The sequence below is a fragment of the Thermodesulfomicrobium sp. WS genome (assembly GCF_027925145.1).
GTDB lineage: Bacteria > Desulfobacterota > Desulfovibrionia > Desulfovibrionales > Desulfomicrobiaceae > Thermodesulfomicrobium.
Genome location: NZ_AP027130.1, coordinates 2,258,567 through 2,277,318 on the forward strand (window position 1 = coordinate 2,258,567; position 18,752 = coordinate 2,277,318).

Genomic DNA, 18,752 nt, shown 5'->3' on the forward strand with positions numbered 1-18,752 from the left:
CATGGACACCCCTCGCGTCATTCTGGCTATTGTCCTCTCTCTGGCAGTCCTCGTGGGCTGGAATTTCCTGTTTCCTCCCGCACCGCGCACCCCCGTCGCGCCCGAAAACCAAACCGCCGCGCAACCGCCGCAATCCTCTCCGGAAGCTTCTGCGCTGCAGGCGCCTGCCGCGTCGTCCGCTCTCCAGCCGGCCTTCACCGCCGCGGGCAAACGCCTCACCGTGGAGACGCCGCGCTACCGGGCGGTAATCAATACCGCAGGCGGCATTCTGGAAAGCTTTACCCTCAAACACTACACCACCACCATCGCGCCCGACGCCCCTCCCATCGACCTCATCTCGCAGACCTCGCTGGCCAAAGCGCCCCTCGGTCTCCTTTGGGACTTGACTCCCACCTGGACGGGCGCGTGGCAGGTGCAGGGGGGGGACCTCACCCTGGATACCACCCAATCGGGCAGCATCCAGCTCTCCACGCGTCTCGGGGACCTGGAGGTCGTGCGCATCTTGCGCTTTCAAGGCGACTCCTACGCCATCCAGGAAGAAGTGCGCCTCACCAATCAAGGCAAAGCCCAAGCCAAAGGCCAGCTCTCGACGACCCTGGCCAGTACAGGCCTCAGCGCCCCGGACGACAAATACAACCGCACCCAGATCGCGTACCTCGCCAATGCCTTGACACAGGAAGGCGATCCCAAGGATTTACAGGCGGGCATTACCTCGGAACAGCCCGTGCGCTGGGGCGGCATTGAAAGCAATTACTTCCTCATGGCCGCAGTGCCCACCAGCGGCGACATGCTGTTGCGGGCCAAGCTGGAAGACGGGATATACCGCGTGGCCTTGGCCGATGCCCTGATTGTGGACCCTGGAGTCAGTCAGGTACGAACCCTCACCTACTACCTCGGCCCCAAGACCGAGGCGGATCTGGCCGCCATGCCCGGGGGGCTTTCCCAGGCCATCCACTACGGATTTTTCGATGTCATCGCCAAACCCCTCAAGCGCTTCCTGGTCTTTCTTGCGGCCCACACCGGCGGCAACTACGGGGTGGCCATCATCATCCTCACGGTGATCATCAAGATCCTCTTCTGGCCGCTGTCGCACAAGAGCTATAAGTCCATGGATCAGATGCGCCGCATCCAGCCCCTCATGGCCAAGATCCGGGAAAAGTACGCCGATGACCGCGAAAAGATGAACGCCGAGATCATGCAGCTCTACAAGACCTACAAGGTCAATCCCGCGGGCGGATGTCTGCCCATGCTGCTCCAGATCCCGGTATTCTTTGCCCTGTATCAGGCGCTTTTGGGCGCCATCGAACTGCGGCACGCGCCCTTCATCCCCCATCTGCCGGGCACCGACATCGTGTGGCTGGCGGACCTCTCGGCCAAGGACCCGCTCTACATCACGCCGCTGGTCATGGGCGCCACCATGTTCCTCCAGCAGCGCATGACGCCTTCGGCCGCAGACCCCACCCAGGCCAAGATCATGATGGCCATGCCCGTGATCTTCACCTTCCTCTTCTTGAGCTTCCCCTCGGGGCTCGTGGTCTACTGGCTGGTGAACAACGTGCTCTCCATCTTCCAGCAATGGCTGCTCACCCGTTCCGCCAAACCAGCCAACTAAGGAGCCGCCATGCACCCCTTTCGCGAGTTTCGAGGCAAAAACGTGGATGAGGCCATCCTCCTGGCCTGCCAGGCCTTGGGGGTGGAGCGGGAAGATCTGGAAATCGATATTGTCAGCATGGGGTCCCCTGGCATCTTCGGCCTGGGGGCCAAAAAGGCCGTCGTCCTCGCCCGCCGGCGGCCGCCCGCGGTGCTCGAGTCGCTCCACGACGACGGCGAAGATACGCCGCGTCTTGAGGATCCCACGCGCCTGCACGATGCCGCTTCCGACGCGCCGGAAGGAGACGCCTCCGAAAGCGAAGACGACGAGGACGACGAGATGCCTCCCCAAGGCCGGGCGCACTCCCCCGAAGAGATGGAGCGGCTCACGAAGGAAGTGCTCCGGCTGCTCACGCCGCTGCTTGTCCCCATCTGCGGCAAGGAGCCTGCCATCAGCGTGCGTCAGGACGACGACGGTATCATCGTGCGCGTAGACGACGAGGAGCACAACGGTCTCATCATCGGCCGCGAAGGCCAGACCATCCTGGCCCTGCAATACCTCCTCAACCGCATGCTCACCAAGGCATGGCGCGAGGCCCCTCGGGTGCAGCTCGACGCAGGGGACTTCCGCGCCCGGCAGATCCAGCGGCTGCGCTCCCTGGCCCAGAGCCTGGCGGCGCGGGCCAAACGTTCCGGCCGCATCCAGAGCACCGGTCCGCTGTCCTCCTTCCACCGCCGCATGGTGCACCTCGCCCTGCGCGACGACACCGAAGTGCGCACCGTGAGCAAAGGCAGCGGGCCCTTGAAGCGCGTGCTGGTATGTCCCAACCGACGCCGCACCCCCTAGGCACCGTGGCGGCCATCGCCACTGCGCCGGGTCCGGGGGCCATCGGCATCGTGCGCCTCTCCGGACCCAAGGCGCACGCCATCGGCCGCGCCCTGTTCGAGCCCCAAAGCCGCACCTTCACCGACTTCCAATCGGCGCGCCTCCACCTCGGGCGCATCCGCGACCCGCACACCCACGCCGTTCTCGATCAGGCCCTGGTGGTGCTCTTCCGGGCCCCCCATTCCTTTACCGGCGAGGACGTGCTCGAAATCCACGCCCATGGCGGGCCCTTGGTGCTGCGCCACATCCTTGGCGCCTGTCTGGCCCTGGGGGCCGAGCCCGCAGGCCCGGGGGAATTCTCCCGGCGGGCCTTTCTCCATGGCAAGCTGGATCTCGCCCAGGCCGAGGCCATTCAGGAGACCATCGCCGCCACCTCGCCCCTGGCCCTGGCCCAGGCGGAAGACCGCCTCCACGGGCACCTCTCCCAGGCGGTGGACGCCCTGCGGGAGGCGGTCCTCTCCCTGCGGGCGCAGTTCTTGGTGGCGGTGGACTTTCCCGAAGAAGACCTGCCGGAGCTGGAGCCGGAGCATATCCGCAAGCGCGTCCAGGCCATCCTCACCCCCATCGACCAGCTTTTGGCCGGGGCCCGGCGCGGGGCCCTGGCCCGAAACGGCGCCCTGGTGGTGCTCGCCGGCCGGGTCAACGCCGGCAAATCGAGCCTCATGAACGCCCTCCTCGGCCGGGAGCGGGCCATTGTCAGCGCCCTGCCCGGCACCACCCGGGACGTCTTGGAAGAACCCCTCCTGGTGGCCGGCTTTCCCGTGCGCCTTACCGACACCGCAGGCCTGCGGACCCACCCCCAGGACCCCATCGAGCACGAAGGCATCCGCCGCACCCAAGACATGCTGCGCGCCGCAGACGTCGTGCTCGTGGTGCTGGACGCCACCTCCACCCCGGACGCCGAAGACCTGCGCCTCATGGACCTGGACAAGCCCAAGCTCGTGGTGGTGACCAAAATGGACCTCGTCCCCCACGTTCCCGCCTGGGTCCAGGATCCCCCCTGGAACAGCGCCCCGCAGGTCATGGTCTGCGCCCACACCGGGGCAGGGCTGGATACCCTGGAAGCGGCTCTTGGCCAAATCCTGGAAGCCGAGGCCCCGGAAGGCACAGGGCTCACCCCCAACGAACGCCAGGCCCAGCTGCTGCACGCCGCGAGGGACGAACTCACCGAACTCTGCGCCGCTGCAAACGCCCTGCCCGCGGACCTCCTTGCCGTGCACCTGGACGCCGCCGCCGCCCACCTGGCGGCCATCACCGGGAAAGTCACCACGGACGAAGTACTAGACGCGGTGTTTGCGCGCTTCTGCATCGGCAAATAGTGCAGATACAGGTACAGCTGCCAGGGACCACGAGCTGCCGCAGCCGCGGATGCAAAGCCCCTGGGCTTCCCAAAAGCACGCACCTCCAAGCCGTCCGAGCTCAGCGGCCATAGGCAGGCACAAAAAAAAGCCGGGCAGAGCCCGGCTATAGACCGATCGCCAGCAGAAAAGTTTTTAGAGGCCAGTCACATTACAGAAAGCACTGCCGTTGACAATGCTCGCAGTGACACCAGTAATACCACTATACACACCGTCAGGGGTAACAGAAACGTTAGACGACAACGCATAAGTATTACTCAAAGACACAGTTCCATTCTGTGCAACATATACCACTGCACTCAACTTGTTCCCAGGCAGTGTTGTACAGTTTGTCTGGTTAGTGCCATTGGCAGAAAAAACAGCCGTCGCTTCCGACATACAGTTGCGCAGATCCGATTCACACGCGCTCTTGGCCGCATTTCTTTTGTACTTGGTGAACTGCGGGATGGCGATGGCCGCCAGGATGCCGATAATGGCCACGACGATGAGCAATTCCACCAGCGTAAAACCCTTTTCGCCTCGACGAATCTTCATAGGTCAATACCTCCTCGAAAAAAATGGTGTATCTGGACGCAGGGGGCGCCGCTTGGGCCACTTTCCTATCCAGAATCGTGCCACAAGCAAAACCCGTTGTTTTTTGAAGCCCATGGACGCGCGGCCCGGTGGCGGACGCGCTCGCGCCCTGGCGGCATCCGCCCATTTTGGGCAGACAAGTGCCCATTTTGGTCCATCCATCCCCCCATCCCTTGACTTCCCCGGTCCATGCTCTACAACGGGGCACCATCGGGACTGACTTTCGCAACCCCTACTCCAAAAGGAGACCTTCCATGGCCTACCGTACCATGAGTTCCGCACCCAGCGTGGCCGCCACCAACGCCTTTTTGCGTGGCGTGTATCATTGGATGACCGCAGGCCTGCTCGTGACCGCCTTGGTGGCCTACGGTGTTGTCACCAGTGCGGCCATCGCCGGCATCATCTTTGGCTCGCCCCTGGTGTTCTGGGGCCTGGTGCTCGGCGAATTGGGCCTGGTCTTGGCCATTTCCGGTGCAGTGCACCGCATGAGCGCCGGCACGGCCACCGGACTCTTTCTCCTCTACAGCGCCCTCAACGGCGCCACCTTGTCCGCCGTGCTGCTTGCCTATTCCGGGGCCGCGGTGTTCAAGGCCTTTCTCGTCACTGCCGGCACCTTCGGGGTCATGAGCATCTACGGCGCCACCACCCAGCGCGACCTCTCCGGCATGGGGAGCTTTCTCTTCATGGGGCTTGTGGGCATCATCCTGGCCTCGGTGGTGAATATCTTCCTGGCCAGCCCTGCGGTGGACTTCGTCATCAGCGCGGTGGGGGTGCTCGTATTCACGGGCCTGACGGCCTACGACACCCAGATGCTGCGCCAGATGGGCGAGACCGCGCCCATGGACGACGCCCTGGCCATCCGCCGCGGCACCATCCTCGGCGCCCTGCGGCTCTATTTGGATTTCATCAACCTCTTCCTCATGCTGCTGCGCTTCTTTGGCGGTTCGCGCGACTGATGTCCCGCTGGCAGCAGGTCTTCTTGGCGCTGGCGCGCCCCGCAAGCCAGGCGTACGGCGCTGCCCTGCGTATCCGGGCCCAGGCATACCGCCGGGGCCTTCTTCGTTCCTGGCGGCCGCCGGTGCCCTGCATCAGCGTGGGCAATATCCGCCTGGGCGGCACCGGCAAGACGCCGATGGTGGCCTGGCTGCTCACCTGGGCCAAGGAGCGCGGCCTGACGCCATTGGTGCTCACCCGCGGCTACCGCTCCCGGCCGCCGTTTCTCCCCTACCCTGTCACCCCTGCCAGCCCGGTGGACGAGGCCGGCGACGAGCCCCTGCTCCTTGCCCAGCACGCGCCCTGGGCGCGCATCATGGTGGACCCCGACCGGGTACGGGCCGGGCGCAAGGCCCTGGCGGAAAAACCCTTCGATCTCGTCATCCTCGATGACGGGTTCCAGCACCTGCGCGTCCAGCGCGACGTCGACCTGTGCCTTCTCGCCCCCGACGATCTGGATGCAGATTGGAACCGGGTGCTGCCTGCCGGCCCCTGGCGGGAAGACGCTTCGGCCCTCGCCCGGGCCCACGCCTTTCTCGTGGGCTGCGAGGCCATGGATGAAGAGATGCTCGACGTGCTCTCCCGCCTGCGTCTGGGGACCCAACGCCCCATCTATCGCATGGAGTTCCGCATCCCTGCCGCCCGCCAGATGCACGGTACGGAAAAACGCACCCGCCTCCACAACGCCCGCGCCCTCCTGGTCACCGGCGTGGCCCGGCCCGGAAGGGTGTGGCGCCTCTTGCAGCGGGACCTGGGCGTCCACCCTCTGGGGCACCTCACTTTCCCGGACCACCACCCCTTTTCGGCCTCGGACTGGCACTCTATCCACGAAACCGCCACCCGCCTGCACGCGGACATCATCCTCGCCACCGGTAAAGACGCCGTGAAGCTGGCGCCCCTTGCGGACGAGCGGCTCTGGATCTTGGACCTGACTGTAGATTTTTCCCCCATTACCGCGCACCCGCCCTTTTCCCAATGGATTTCCGAGCGCTGGGGTGCGCAGGAGCATCTGTGACCTTGAAACTGACCAAAACGACGCTTCTTGCCTGGATCAAAGAACAAAAAACACCGGTACGGCGCCGCCACATGGCGGAATTCTTCACCGCCGGCCTGACCGGCAAGGCCGCAGCCGCGCGCAAGGACCTTTTGCGCACCCTGCTTGCCCAGTTGACCGAAGAAGGATTGGTGGTGCCTGTGGGCCGAAGCTTCATGGCTGCCGAAACCTTGCCGAGCTTTGCGGCGGTCCTGGAGATCCGCCGCAGCGGCCACGGCGTGGTCCGCCACCCCGAAGAAGGGACCATCCCCATCATGCCTGAAGACTTGGGCGACGCCTGGCCCGGGGACCTGGTGGAGGTGATCCTGCTTGCCGAGCGCCGGGAGCTGCGCGGCCGGGTGCGCCGGGTCATGGAGCGGCGGCAAACCCAGGTCCCCCTGGTGCTGGAGCGGGAGATCTCCCCCGGCCTGTGGCTTGCCCGGCCCACCGACCCGCGCATGCCCTTGGTGGCCCATGTGCGCACCGCGCAACTGTCCGCCGCTGCCGGCGACATGGTCCTGGGCGAGGATCCCACCCCTTTGGGCCCGCGGCTGTGGCGCTTTGACGCCGCCAGCGTGCTCGGCGCCGAAGCGCGGCTTTCCACCCAAGAGGCCATGGTGAAGCTCGTGCACGCCATCCCGCAGTCCTGGCCCGAAGCAGTCCTCACCGAGGCCGCGGCCTTGCCCGAAGACCCCAGCGACTGGGAGGGCCGCACCGATCTGCGCGGGCTTTCCCTGGTCACCATCGACGACGAGCGCGCCCGGGATTTCGATGACGCCATCTTCGTGGAAGAAACCGCAAACGGCTTCCGTCTGGTGGTGGCCATCGCCGACGTGGCCCACTGCGTGCGCCCCGGCTCCGCCCTGGACACCGAGGCGCAAGAGCGCGGCAATTCCTACTATTTTCCCCTGTCCGTGGAACCCATGCTGCCCGAGCGCCTCTCTAACGGGTTGTGCTCCTTGCGGCCAGGAGTGCAGCGTCTGGCCATGGCCGTGGACCTCACCATCAGTCGCGACGGCGAACTCATCGCCGCGCACCCGCTGGAGGCAGTCATCCAGAGTGCAGCCCGACTCACGTACACGGCGGTGCAGCGCTTCGTGGACGGCGAGGAAGGCGCCGTGCCACCCCAGCTCCACACCATGCTCTCCGCAGCCGCCCGCCTCACCCAGGCCCTCTGGCACCAGCGCCTCTCCCGCGGCACCCTGGACCTGGACATCCCGGAGGCGGTCATCCGCGAAGCCGAGGACGGCACCGTCACCGTGGCCAGCCGGCCCCGGCTCTTTGCCCACCGCATCGTGGAAGAGTGCATGATCGCCGCCAACGAGGCCGTGGCCCGCATGCTCGAAGACCACCACCGCGTCTTTCCCTACCGCATCCACCCCGCCCCGGACCCGGCCAAGCTGGAGGCCCTCTTCACCCACCTGGTGGGAAGCGGCATCATTGCCGAGGTCCCGCGCACCCTCGACCTGCGCGCCCTGCAAAATCTCCTCGCCGCCGTGCGCGACACCCCGCACGAAGACCTGGTACACCGACTGGTCTTGCGTTCCCTCATGCAGGCCGCCTACGCTCCCACCAACGAAGGCCACTTCGGCCTGGCCTCGGTCGCCTATTGCCACTTCACCTCCCCCATCCGCCGCTACGCCGACCTCTTGACCCACCGCGCTCTCAAGGCCCTCATCCACAATAGACCCGACCCCTTTGCCGTGGAGAGTCTGGCGCGCCAATGCGAGGCCCTGGGCGGATGTGAGCGCCGCGCCACCGAGGCAGAGCGGGACATGGCTAAGCGCGCCGCCATCTTGGCCTTGCAGGGGCGCGAAGGCGAAGTCTTCGATGCCGTGGTCTCCGGTGTGGCCGAATTCGGCTTTTGGGTAGAGCTGGCGGGCATCCCTGTGGACGGCATGGTGCGCCTGGCAACCCTCTCGGAATTCTGGAGCTTCGATGCAACGCGCCACGAGCTCCTCGGCACCCGCTCGGGCCGACGCATCGGGCTGGGAGAGCGCGTTCAGGTGGCCTTGGTGGAGGCAAACCTCGCCCGGGCAGAGCTCAACTTCACCCTGGCCCACGAAGGGTCTCGCGCGGCGTCCTCGCGCCCAAGGCCCCAAAGCCCCAAGGCCCCGCTCCCGAAACGCAAAACTCTCCGACGCCGCCGGCGCTAATCTCAACTGGAGTGGCACATGCCGTCTCTTGCTGTCTCTTTCGTCTCTTCCTTGTGGGACTTTGCCGTCAGCCCCGGCATGGGCTTTGACGGTGTCGTGTATGTGCACGCCCAAGGCTTTGCCGGCACCGGGACGCTTTTGCCGGACGGCCGCCACGTACTCACCGCCGCCCACGTGGTCGAGGAAAACGGGACCATCCTCTGGCCACTCAACGTCGAGGTCGACGGCCCGTGGGGCAGCACCACGATCGCGGTCCACAGGGTGGCCGTACATCCGCTCTTCGATCTCTTCAACGAAAACCACGACCTGGCCATCCTGGAGCTCACTAGCCCCGCGCCGGTGACGGCTGAGCGCTACCCCATCTACCGGGAGGAGGACGAACTGGGCCGGACCTTCACCCTGGTGGGGTACGGCGAACCCGGCACAGGGCTGCAGGGGACCGCAGTAGGTGGCCCCACGAAAATCTGGGGGCAGAACCGGTTCGACGCGGACATGGCCGCTTTGAACGCCAAGGGTCTCTTGGCCTGGACACCCAAGCCTGGGGTGCAGCTCGCCGCGGACATGGATAGCGGAAGTGTTCTGCGCGACGCCTTAGGAAAACTGCTCGGCGTCTCGCATCTGGGCCTAGGGGCCTCGGAAGCCATCATCACCCCAGGAGACAGCGGCGGACCGGCCTTCGTGGACGGGAAGATCGCCGGCGTTGCCAGCTACGGGGCAAGTCTTTGGACAAGCTCGGCGCACCCGGACATCGACGATACGGTCAACGGCTCCTTTGGGGAGGTGGCGGGCTGGCAGCGGGTCTCCGTCCACCAGCAATGGATCGACCAAACGCTGCGCGCCGCGTACCACGACGCCCCCACCCGGCCGGCAGAGGTGGTCCCAAGCGTTGCCGAGGGCGACCATGGCACGACGCTCGTGTATTTTCTCGTCCAGTTCTTGGGCGAGCGCCAAGATCCGCAAAGCTGGGTCAGCGTGGATTTCGCCACGCGGGACGGCTCGGCCACGGCCTTCGAGGATTACCTGCCCGTGTCCGGACGTTTGGTGCTCTACCCGGACGAGGACCACGCCGTGATCCCGGTGGAAGTCATCGGCGATACGCTCCCCGAAGGCCCGGAAAACTTCTTTCTCGACGTCTTCAATCCCCAAGGGGGCAGCTTCGGTCCCGGAGTGGTGCAACTCACGGCCATGCGCACCATCCTCGACGACGACGCTTGGGTCTAACCCCTAGTACACCTTGCGCTGGGAAAACCCGCGGCCGAGCACGTTCAAGGTGTTCTCCACGATGACAAAGGCATTGGGATCCAGGGAAAAGATGATCTCTTCCAGGCGCTTTTGCTGCACGGTGTTCACCACCGTCAAAATGACCTGCTTGGGGGCCCCGGTATACCCACCATGCCCTTGGAGCAGGGTAACTCCGCGATGGATGTCTTGAAGAATGGCGCGCGTGATGGCCTCGTGGTGGTCAGAGATGACTATGACCAATTTCCGTTGGTTGAACATGCCCACCACCGTGTCCACGCATTGCGCGCTCACGAACACCATGACCAACGAATAGAGGATGCGGTCGAGATCGCCCAAAAACCACCATCCCAAGGCGAACACGGCAAGATTGCACGCGAAACCCACCTGCCCCATGCGCAGGCCAAAGCGCTGGTGCAGGATCACGGCAATGACATCCACCCCGCCCGAAGACCCCAAGGAACGCAGACAGAGCCCGACCCCGCCCCCTAAAAACACCCCGCCGGCGATGGCCGCCAGCATAGGGTCCTGAATGGGAAAGGGCTGGTGGAACACCTCGAGAAGCACCGTGGTGGCCAGCATGCCATACATGGTGTAGAGGATAAAGCGGCGGCTCACCCAGAACCACCCGGCCAGGGCAATGGGGATGTTGAGGAGAAACAGCCACTTCCCCGGGGACACGCCCGGAAAAAGATAAAAGCAAATCAAACTGAGGCCGGAAATCCCCCCAGTAATGAGCCGATGGGGCACGGCCACGCCTTGGACCGCCAGTGCAATGCCCAGCGCCCCCAAGGTGAGCAGCATCAGATTCCACCAGACCGAATACGTAACGTGGCGCAGTTGCATCCTTCGTATCTCCCCGTGCCGCCGACAACAGTCCAAGTGCCCGGAAAAACGGATACCCCAGGACATGCCCGGGGTATCCAGTAAGTCCAGGGGGGGTGCGTTCGTTAGACCTTGGCGCCCTGGAGCTCTTCTACCGTATAGCCCCAGCCCACGTTATGGGGCGGCAGGGTTTCGGTCTGGAAGAAGCGCGGCAGCTGATCGTCCTCGGGGGTGAAACCGGCCCGACGGTTGAAGTCCAGCTCGTCCTTGAGGCAGTTGGCGCCCAAAGCGATGAGGTCGTCCACGGAGAAGGGTTTGCCCGTAAAGGTCTCCACCATCTTGGCCATGCAGGGCACGCCGCGGGCGTCGTCGAGCACGGCAAAGGCCACGAACAGGCACAGGCCCAAGGAATCGATGGCGGCAGTGGCCACCTGAAGGTTCTTGGAGACCTCCACGTTACCTTCCTTCTGGTGGCCGTCCACGTCGCCGCCCACCTTCAGGACGTTCTGCGCCACGCCATAGCCGGCGGTGTGATCCGCGCCCATGGGACTCGTGGCATAGGTGACGCCAACGGCCTTGACCGCCCGTGGGTCATAGGCCGGCAGGGCCTGATTCTTCACCACCGGCACCCGGTCCACACCAAAGGCCTTGGCGGTATAGGCCGTACCGTTGCCGTAGATGCGGCCCAAGGGGTCGTCCGTGCCGACTTTATTGAGCTCGCGGATCACGGCCTTGCCATCGCCCCAATTGATGATGCCCGCCTCCATGGCCATGGCCATGGTGTTGGCCATCTCGATGGTGTCCATGCCCACTTCGTCGCAGGTCCGGTCCATCATGGCGATATCGTCGAGATCGTCCACCATGAGGTCCGCGCCAAAGCCCCAGATGGTCTCGTACTCGAAACCGGTGGTGAGGTATTTGCCGTCCTTGTCATGATAGACCTGGGAGCACTGGATCATGCACCCCGAATGGCACCCATGCTTGGTCTTGCCGCCGCGCTTGGTGATGGTCTCGGCCAAGGTCTCGCCGGAGATCTTCTCCGCACCATCGAAATGCCCGGAGCGGAAGTTCTTGGTGGGCAGGGCGCCAGCGGCGTTGATGACGTTCACCAGCACCGCCGTGCCAAAGCCCGGCAAGCCCTGGCTGGTCACCGGGTGGTTGCGCATGATGTCCACCCACTCCTTGCGCGCCGCCTTGAAGCCTTCCTCATCGGCATACGTCACCTTCCCAGTGGCGGTGCTGTCCAAAAGGATGGCCTTGACCCGCTTGGAGCCCATGACGGCGCCCATGCCCCCGCGCCCTGCGGACCGCGACGGCAGACCATCGGGATCCGAGAACTGCACCGTAGCCGCCGAGAGGCATTGCTCGCCCGCCGGGCCCACCATGGCGGTGACCATGTCTTTGCCATAGGTGGCCAGCAGCTTTTCCTGGGCCGCGTAGGTACGCATGCCGGCGGCGACGCTGTCGTGGAACTCCACACGATCAGGCCGCACGACGATGTCCATCATCGGCGCCCCGGCCTCGGGCTTGTCCTCCAGGACAATGGCCAACAGCCCCAGCTTGGGCAGGGTATTGGCAAACTGGCCGCCGGAATTGCTCTCCTTGATGCCGCCGGTAAGCGGGGACTTGGCGCCCACGGACATCCGCCCCGAGTTGGCCGCCGTGGTCGGCGCGAGGATGCCCGCCGCAAGGATGAGCTTGTTTTCCGCCGAAAGCGGATGGCAGTCCGCCGGCACCTCGCGGTTCACGATACGCGAGGTGAGCGCCCGACCGCCCAGGCCGGCATACTCGCCCAGATCCTCGAAACGGTAGGTACGGGTACGGGTGTTGATGCGTAGAATCTTCATCAGTTCCTCCATGGCTATACTGTCCATTTGAGCATAATCGCCTCAAAACACCAACAGGGCCGGCAGAACCGACCCTGTTGGGATACGTTCATCGTAGTGCAGGACCTAGCATGCGCCATCCCCCGCCATATCCTCCGCAACCCCGGCAAGCACCTCCTCGGCGTAGAGGGTAGCGCCAGCATCGACTGTGATCAGGGCAATGTCCGCATCATCGTCCCACATACGTCCTCCCCTAGAAGGCGGCCTCGTAAATGGCGGCCACGTCGGCGTCCTTGAGGCAACGGGGGTTGGTAAGACCGCAGGCGTCCTTCTGGGCGTTGGCGGTCATGATGGCGATATCCTTGCGGTCCACCTGCTTGCCGTAGCGTTTGGCCAGCTCGGTGATGGTGGGCGGGATGCCCACGTCGGTGGACAGCTGCTGGATCGCTGCGATGGCCTTTTCCGCTGCAGCGCGCAGGGACAAGCCGTCCACGACTTCGCCCATGAAGCGGGCGATGTCAACAAAGCGCTCCAATTTGGCGTTCATGTTGGCGCGGGAAACATGCGGCAGGAGGATGGCGTTGCACTCGCCGTGCGGCAGATCGTAGAACCCGCCCAGCTGATGCGCCATGGCATGGACGTGGCCGAGGCTTGCGTTGTTGAAGGCCATACCCGCCAGGTACTGGGCAAAACACATGCCTTCGCGGGCCTCCAAGTCCTTGCCGTTGGCCACGGCCTTGCGCAGATACTTGGCGATGAGTTCGATGGCCTTCTGGGCGCAGGCATCGGTCATGGGCGTGGCGATGGTGGAGACGTACGCTTCCACCGCGTGCGTCAGGGCGTCCATGCCGGTGGCCGCAGTGAGCGCCGGCGGCATGCCCACCATGAGCATGGGGTCGTCGATGGCCATGCCCGGGGTCACCCGCCAGTCCACGATGGCCATCTTCACCTTGCGGCTGGTGTCGGTGATGATGCAAAACCGGGTCATTTCCGAGGCCGTGCCCGCGGTGGTGTTCACGGCGAGGTACGGCGGCAGGGGCTTGGAGGATTTGTCAATGCCTTCGTAGTCATGGATCTTGCCGCCATTGGAGACCACCAGGCCGATGCCCTTGCCGCAGTCATGGGACGAACCACCGCCCAGGGAGATGAGGGAATCGCAACCCTTGCTCTTGAAGACCTCCACCCCCTGATGGACGTTATGATCGGTGGGGTTGGGTACGGTCTCGTCATACACCGCGTACTCCATGCCCGCAGCGTCGAGAAGATCCGTGATCTGCTTGGTGAGCCCGCAGGCCGTAATCCCCTTGTCGGTCACCACGAGCGGTTTCTTTCCGCCCAAGGCCTTGATCTTCTCGGGGATGTACTTGGAAGCGCCGATGCCGATGAGGGTCACGCTGGGGATGAAAAAGCCATACACCATTTCCTGAACTGCCATGAGAACACCTCGCTCTGGTTGCGCCGCCCCAAGACCATTGCTTGAGACAGCTGGTTACACACAAAGGTCTCGATGTCCTCCCCTTGAGCAAACCTCGGACCAGCCTTTCCTGATTTCGGCCAAGGCAGAAAAAAACCAAACAACCCCATGAAATTGGAGAACTCTTTTTGCGCGCCCCACTACCCGCCGCTGCGGTCCCCCATGACCTGCTGCCCGCATCTGGGTCATAACGATACAAAAACTCCCCGCGGGATGTCCCCGTTGGGCGCACCTCCCAAACACCGCGCCATGCCATGGCATGCCGTTGCCCACAACATCCATTTGTATCATAATGACTCAAACGCATCGGCCCTCCACCCCAATCCCCGGCCACACTCCTCACGGGCATGCTCCTTGCTAAAACGGTCTCCACGCAACCAGGGGTGAGGCACACATGGACATCCGCAAATTTTCTCTCCCAGAAATCATCTTCGGCCATGGCAGTATCCGCTACGCCGGGTCCTATGCCCTGCAACTGGGCGGTAAACGGGTATTTCTCGTGAGCGACCAGGGGCTCGAGCGCAGCGGCTGGGTGGACCGCCTGCTCGCGGTACTCGAAGCGGCAGGGCTCGAGACCATCTACTTCGACCAAGTCTATTCCAACCCGCGGGACATCCATATCGAAGCCGGGGCGGAGCTCTACCGGGAAAGCCAGGCCGATGTCATCCTCGCCCTGGGCGGCGGCAGTCCCATGGACACGGCCAAAGGCATCGCCGCACTCGCGGGCTGCGGCGGCCGCATCCACGACTACGAAGGCGCCAACCGCATCTCCCGGCCCCTACCGCCCCTCATCCTGCTTCCGTCCACCGCCGGCAGCGGCTCGGATGTCTCGCAATTTGCCATCATCACCGACACCGCCCGCCGGGTGAAGATGTCCATCATCAGCCGCTCCCTCACCCCCAACGTCTCTATCATCGACCCGGACCTGCTCGATACCGTGGATGACCATCTCCTCATCACCTCCGCGGTGGACGCCCTGGCCCACGCCGTCGAGTCCTACCTCTCGCCCTTGGCCCACGCCCTCACGGAAACCCAGGCGCTGACCGCCATCCGCCTCATCACCCGGCATTTACCCCGGGCGTTGCGCTCCCGCGATCCCGACGACATGGAGCAGCTCTCCCTGGCCAGCACCGCCGCAGGCATCAGCTTCAGCAACGCCAGCCTCGGCGCCTGCCATGCCATCGCCCACTCCTTGGGCGGGTTTTTCGACACCCCGCATGGAGAGGTGCATCCTGTGGTCCTGCCCCACGTCATGCGCTTCAACCTCCCGGCCTGCACTGCCCGCATGGCGGACATCGGCGAGGTCATCCTCGGCGGCCGCCTCGCCACGGACGCAGCGACCGCCACGGCGGGTATTGCCTGGCTGGAAGAGTTTTTCGCCAACCTCGGCGCTGCCTCGCGGCTCTCCCACATCATCCCCCACACCGACGACTTTGCCCAAATCTGCCACATGGCGGCCCAAGACGCATGCCTGCTCACCAACCCCCGACCCGCCACGGCAGCGGACCTCTTGGCCATCTGCACGGAGGCCTGGTGATGACCCCTTCGCTCATGGACATCGTTGGTCCGGAATACACCAAGCTCGGCTTCTTCCGGGACGTGCAGGACAAAATGGCGCAACTGCACGCCTACACCGAAGAACTGGAGCGCAAGAAGCAGGAAATCCAAAGCATTCTCGATGGAATCGTGGACGTGCTTGCGGTCATCACCCCGGACCTTTGCATCCAATATGTCAATCCGGTGTTCTTTCGGTATTTCGACGATCCGAACCCCGGAGGCAAACGCTGCCACGAAGTCTTTCGGGGCAGCGCCGAGCCGTGCGCCGGGTGCCCAGTACAAACCACGCTCGCCACGGGCCGACCGGACCGCCTCACCTATCTGGACCGGCGCGGGGAGCGCACCATCCACTTCGAGTTGGTAAGCGCCCCCATCCGCGACGAGCACGGAAACACCCGCGCCGTGCTCCTCACCAAGCGCGACATCACCCTCGAAAAGGAATATCAAGCCAAGTACTATCAGGCGGAAAAGATGGCCACCATCGGCCTGCTCGCCGCCGGCGTGGCCCACGAAATCAACAATCCTCTGGCCTCCATCAGCGGCTTTGCCGAGGCCCTGCGCCGCAGACTCCCGCAGCTGCGCCAGCGCCTCGGAGAAACCGATCCCCTGGTGCAGGACTTCAACGAATATATCGGCATCATCTCCGAGGAATGCGCCCGTTGCCGGGATATCGTCCTCGGGCTGCTCTCCTTCAGCCGCCAGCGCGCCTATGCCGGCCAGCGCCTGGACCTCGTCCAATTGGTGCGCGACACCCTCAAGATCCTCGCGCACAAGATCAAAGAGGCCCCAGGGGTCCAGCTCATCCAAGACCTCTCCCCCACGGCGGTGCCCGTCTGCGGCGACCCCAGCGAACTCAAGCAGGTCCTGGTGAACCTCGTGCTCAACGCCATGGACGCGGTGCTCCCCCAAGGCACCATCACGGTGCGCGCCCATGCCCACGGGAAAGACGCCTTTTTGATCGTGGAGGACACCGGCCACGGCATTGCCCCGGAACACATGGACAAGCTCTTTTTGCCCTTCTTTTCCACCAAGACGCAGGGGCATAGTATCGGCATCGGTCTTTCCATCTGCTACGGCATCATCCAGCAGCATGGCGGAGAGATCACCGTGTGCAGCGAGCCTGGACAGGGCGCCACCTTCCGCGTGCGTCTGCCCCTCGAACACCCCACATCCGGCGAGAACCTATGAGCATCTTCAATTCCATCGAAATCCTCGTGGTGGATGACGAACCCAACATCCAAAAACTCTTCGTGCGCGAACTGGCCAACCCTGGGCGCACCATCCACGCCGCCGGCACAGCGGCGCAGGCACGAGAAATCCTCCGCTCCACCCCCATCGATGTGGCGATCCTCGACATCCGCCTGCCCGATGCCAGCGGCCTTACCCTCATGGAGCATATTCAGGAGGCCCATCCGCACACCGCCATTGTGCTCATCACCGGCTACGCCGACGTAGACACCGCCGTGGAGGCCATGAAGGCCGGGGCCTACGACTACATCACCAAGCCGTTTTCTTTGGAGCGCATCGAACAGGTCATCGAGCGGGCCTACCAGCGGGTGCGGCTCACCCGGGAGAACGAACTGTTGCGCCACGGGGCAGGTAGTGGCACTCCCACCCCCAAATTCATCGGCCACAGCCCTGCGGTGCAGCGGGTGCGCTACCTCATCGAACGCGTGGCGCCCACGGACACCCCGGTGCTTTTGACCGGCGAGTCCGGCACCGGCAAGAACGTGGCCGCCGCCGCCATCCATGCCCAGAGCCTGCGCGCCGATCAGCCCTTCATCGTCACCAATTGCGCCAACTTCGACAAGGAACTGCTCCGCAGCGAGCTCTTTGGCTACTGCAAAGGGGCCTTTACCGGTGCGGAACGCAGCCACGAAGGCCTGCTCCCCCTGGCCCACAAAGGAACCCTTTTTTTCGACGAAGTGGGCGAGCTCTCCCTGGAACTCCAGGCGGCGCTCTTGCGGGTACTGGAAACCCAGCGCTTCCGCCGTGTGGGCGACAAGGAAGAACGCCACGTGGATGTGCGGTTCATCTTCGCCACCAACCGCAACCTCGCCCGGGAGGTGGAGCTCGGCCGCTTCCACGACGCCTTCTACCACCGCATCAACGTCTTCACCATCGAGCTGCCGCCATTGCGGGAGCGGCGCGAGGATATCCCGGCCCTGGTGGAATACTTCCTCCACACCCTGGCCAAGAACGGCCAAACCTACCACATCTCTCCTGCGGCCATGCAGCAGCTCATGACCAACCCTTGGCCAGGTAACGTGCGGGAACTGCGCAACGTCATCGAGCGCGGCATGATCCTTGCCGAAGGAGGCATCATCGGCGTCAATGCCCTGCCCTTCTGCCAGAAGACCTGCCGCACCCCACGCGAAAGCGGCTTTGCCACCCTGGAGGAACTGGAGCGGGCGCACATCATCCTGGCGCTGCACGCCGCAGGTGGCAACAAGTCCAAGGCCGCCCAACTCTTGGGTATCGGCCGCAAAACCCTGTACCGAAAACTTGCCGATTACGGCCTGATCGACGCCCCCTCCGCCACAGCGCCCTTCTTGGAAGGGGCCGAAAAAGACGACGAAAGCGCGGCATAAAAAAAGACCGGCTCATCGCCGGTCTTTGGTGGGAGCCGCCGCTCCTTGGGGGCTCATTCCACATGGATGTCGATGGCCTTGGGTTTGGCCTTCTCGGTCTTGGGCAGATGCAGGGTCAGGATGCCATCCTTGAACACCGCCCGGATGCCCGCCGTATCCACATTGTCCGGCAAGGTGAACTGGCGGGTGAACACACCGGTGAACCGCTCCACCCGGTGGAACTTCTTGCCCTTCTCTTCCACCTCGCGCTTGCGCTCGCCCTTCAAGGTGAGCACACCGTTTTCCACGGTCACATGGACATTGTCCTTGTCCACGCCCGGGATGTCCGCCTGGATGCGGAACTCGTCCTCCAGTTCTACAATATCCACGCGAGGCGACCAATCACCTGCAGTCAGGGCTTCCTGTCCACCACGGGGAAGTCCCATTGCCCGAGTATAGCGATCAAAGAGCTCTTCCATCTCCCGCCAAGGATCCCATTTCACGAGTGCCATAGATAACACCTCCTTCCCTATGCAACAGTCGTATTGCATCCGTGGAGCATTATCCTGACTTCCACGTTTTTCGTGATCATAAATTAAATCAACAAAAGAACCTGTCAAGGGCATACTCCAGAAAAAAGATGCCCTTGATCGTCTGTGCGGGGCACCCCGC

The 18,752-nt window shown here is 64.0% G+C and carries 15 protein-coding genes; 10 read left to right on the forward strand and 5 right to left on the reverse strand.

Translation table 11 applies throughout. From position 1 onward, the window contains the following. The first annotated feature begins 1 nt into the window (after position 1). The 3 genes from yidC to mnmE are packed head-to-tail and all read left to right on the forward strand — an operon-like array spanning position 2 to position 3,795. Complete coding sequence (gene yidC, locus QMF81_RS10905) at positions 2–1,612, forward strand: membrane protein insertase YidC (protein WP_281750829.1); 1,611 nt, start codon at positions 2–4, stop codon at positions 1,610–1,612. A gap of 9 nt (positions 1,613–1,621) precedes the next feature. Further along, positions 1,622–2,437, forward strand: a complete 816-nt coding sequence (locus QMF81_RS10910; protein WP_281750830.1) for a Jag N-terminal domain-containing protein — start codon at positions 1,622–1,624, stop codon at positions 2,435–2,437. After that, positions 2,410–3,795 carry a tRNA uridine-5-carboxymethylaminomethyl(34) synthesis GTPase MnmE gene (gene mnmE, locus QMF81_RS10915; RefSeq protein WP_281750831.1) on the forward strand — a complete coding sequence of 462 codons (1,386 nt, stop codon included), beginning with the start codon at positions 2,410–2,412 and terminating at the stop codon, positions 3,793–3,795. Before QMF81_RS10910 ends, mnmE begins: the two co-directional genes overlap by 28 nt. Positions 3,796–3,969: 174 nt before the next feature. Here mnmE and QMF81_RS10920 read toward each other — a convergent pair whose 3' ends face one another. Continuing rightward, entirely contained in the window at positions 3,970–4,368 is a 399-nt protein-coding gene (locus tag QMF81_RS10920) for a prepilin-type N-terminal cleavage/methylation domain-containing protein (RefSeq protein ID WP_281750832.1), read from the reverse strand. Positions 4,369–4,661: 293 nt separating this feature from the next. Here QMF81_RS10920 and QMF81_RS10925 point away from each other — a divergent pair, with 293 nt between their 5' ends. From QMF81_RS10925 to QMF81_RS10940, 4 genes are read left to right on the forward strand one after another with little or no spacing between them, the layout of a single operon-like run. After that, the gene (locus tag QMF81_RS10925; protein WP_281750833.1) at positions 4,662–5,363 is read left to right on the forward strand and encodes a Bax inhibitor-1/YccA family protein; all 702 of its coding nucleotides are present in this window, start codon (positions 4,662–4,664) and stop codon (positions 5,361–5,363) included. After that, a complete protein-coding gene (gene lpxK, locus QMF81_RS10930) occupies positions 5,363–6,415 on the forward strand; it encodes a tetraacyldisaccharide 4'-kinase (protein WP_281750834.1) in 1,053 nt (350 codons plus the stop codon). The genes QMF81_RS10925 and lpxK overlap by 1 nt, the downstream gene beginning before the upstream one ends. Continuing rightward, positions 6,412–8,589 (forward strand): VacB/RNase II family 3'-5' exoribonuclease, encoded by a 2,178-nt coding sequence (locus tag QMF81_RS10935; protein WP_281750835.1) that lies wholly within the window; start codon positions 6,412–6,414, stop codon positions 8,587–8,589. The genes lpxK and QMF81_RS10935 overlap by 4 nt, the downstream gene beginning before the upstream one ends. An 18-nt stretch (positions 8,590–8,607) precedes the next feature. Continuing rightward, entirely contained in the window at positions 8,608–9,810 is a 1,203-nt protein-coding gene (locus QMF81_RS10940) for a trypsin-like serine protease (RefSeq protein ID WP_281750836.1), read from the forward strand. 3 nt (positions 9,811–9,813) lie between these two features. Here the strand turns inward: QMF81_RS10940 and QMF81_RS10945 are convergent, their stop codons facing one another. The 3 genes from QMF81_RS10945 to QMF81_RS10955 form a co-directional block, all read right to left on the reverse strand. Beyond that, complete coding sequence (locus QMF81_RS10945; protein WP_281750837.1) at positions 9,814–10,674, reverse strand: YitT family protein; 861 nt, start codon at positions 10,672–10,674, stop codon at positions 9,814–9,816. 104 nt (positions 10,675–10,778) lie between these two features. Beyond that, complete coding sequence (locus tag QMF81_RS10950) at positions 10,779–12,500, reverse strand: aldehyde ferredoxin oxidoreductase C-terminal domain-containing protein (RefSeq protein WP_281750838.1); 1,722 nt, start codon at positions 12,498–12,500, stop codon at positions 10,779–10,781. Between the two features lie 232 nt (positions 12,501–12,732). Continuing rightward, positions 12,733–13,914 (reverse strand): iron-containing alcohol dehydrogenase, encoded by a 1,182-nt coding sequence (locus QMF81_RS10955; RefSeq protein ID WP_281750839.1) that lies wholly within the window; start codon positions 13,912–13,914, stop codon positions 12,733–12,735. Positions 13,915–14,347: 433 nt separating this feature from the next. On the opposite strand from QMF81_RS10955, the gene QMF81_RS10960 reads away from it, so the two are divergent. From QMF81_RS10960 to QMF81_RS10970, 3 genes are read left to right on the forward strand one after another with little or no spacing between them, the layout of a single operon-like run. Beyond that, positions 14,348–15,490, forward strand: coding sequence for an iron-containing alcohol dehydrogenase (locus tag QMF81_RS10960; protein ID WP_281750840.1), 1,143 nt, complete (start codon positions 14,348–14,350; stop codon positions 15,488–15,490). Continuing rightward, positions 15,490–16,698 carry an ATP-binding protein gene (locus QMF81_RS10965; RefSeq protein WP_281750841.1) on the forward strand — a complete coding sequence of 403 codons (1,209 nt, stop codon included), beginning with the start codon at positions 15,490–15,492 and terminating at the stop codon, positions 16,696–16,698. Before QMF81_RS10960 ends, QMF81_RS10965 begins: the two co-directional genes overlap by 1 nt. After that, positions 16,695–18,101, forward strand: coding sequence for a sigma-54 dependent transcriptional regulator (locus QMF81_RS10970; protein ID WP_281750842.1), 1,407 nt, complete (start codon positions 16,695–16,697; stop codon positions 18,099–18,101). The genes QMF81_RS10965 and QMF81_RS10970 overlap by 4 nt, the downstream gene beginning before the upstream one ends. Positions 18,102–18,154: 53 nt before the next feature. Here the strand turns inward: QMF81_RS10970 and QMF81_RS10975 are convergent, their stop codons facing one another. Then, the gene (locus QMF81_RS10975; RefSeq protein WP_281750843.1) at positions 18,155–18,592 is read right to left on the reverse strand and encodes an Hsp20/alpha crystallin family protein; all 438 of its coding nucleotides are present in this window, start codon (positions 18,590–18,592) and stop codon (positions 18,155–18,157) included. Positions 18,593–18,752: the final 160 nt, after the last annotated feature.

What these genes read in the sequence shown, in the direction of transcription:
- QMF81_RS10960 (WP_281750840.1), top strand. Translation starts at nt 14,348, where the DNA reads ATGGACATCCGCAAATTTTCTCTCCCAGAAATCATCTTCGGCCATGGC.
- mnmE (WP_281750831.1), top strand. Translation starts at nt 2,410, where the DNA reads ATGTCCCAACCGACGCCGCACCCCCTAGGCACCGTGGCGGCCATCGCC.
- QMF81_RS10910 (WP_281750830.1), top strand. Translation starts at nt 1,622, where the DNA reads ATGCACCCCTTTCGCGAGTTTCGAGGCAAAAACGTGGATGAGGCCATC.
- QMF81_RS10950 (WP_281750838.1), bottom strand. Translation starts at nt 12,500, where the DNA reads ATGAAGATTCTACGCATCAACACCCGTACCCGTACCTACCGTTTCGAG.
- QMF81_RS10965 (WP_281750841.1), top strand. Translation starts at nt 15,490, where the DNA reads ATGACCCCTTCGCTCATGGACATCGTTGGTCCGGAATACACCAAGCTC.
- yidC (WP_281750829.1), top strand. Translation starts at nt 2, where the DNA reads ATGGACACCCCTCGCGTCATTCTGGCTATTGTCCTCTCTCTGGCAGTC.
- QMF81_RS10925 (WP_281750833.1), top strand. Translation starts at nt 4,662, where the DNA reads ATGGCCTACCGTACCATGAGTTCCGCACCCAGCGTGGCCGCCACCAAC.
- QMF81_RS10970 (WP_281750842.1), top strand. Translation starts at nt 16,695, where the DNA reads ATGAGCATCTTCAATTCCATCGAAATCCTCGTGGTGGATGACGAACCC.
- QMF81_RS10920 (WP_281750832.1), bottom strand. Translation starts at nt 4,368, where the DNA reads ATGAAGATTCGTCGAGGCGAAAAGGGTTTTACGCTGGTGGAATTGCTC.
- lpxK (WP_281750834.1), top strand. Translation starts at nt 5,363, where the DNA reads ATGTCCCGCTGGCAGCAGGTCTTCTTGGCGCTGGCGCGCCCCGCAAGC.
- QMF81_RS10945 (WP_281750837.1), bottom strand. Translation starts at nt 10,674, where the DNA reads ATGCAACTGCGCCACGTTACGTATTCGGTCTGGTGGAATCTGATGCTG.
- QMF81_RS10940 (WP_281750836.1), top strand. Translation starts at nt 8,608, where the DNA reads ATGCCGTCTCTTGCTGTCTCTTTCGTCTCTTCCTTGTGGGACTTTGCC.
- QMF81_RS10975 (WP_281750843.1), bottom strand. Translation starts at nt 18,592, where the DNA reads ATGGCACTCGTGAAATGGGATCCTTGGCGGGAGATGGAAGAGCTCTTT.
- QMF81_RS10955 (WP_281750839.1), bottom strand. Translation starts at nt 13,914, where the DNA reads ATGGCAGTTCAGGAAATGGTGTATGGCTTTTTCATCCCCAGCGTGACC.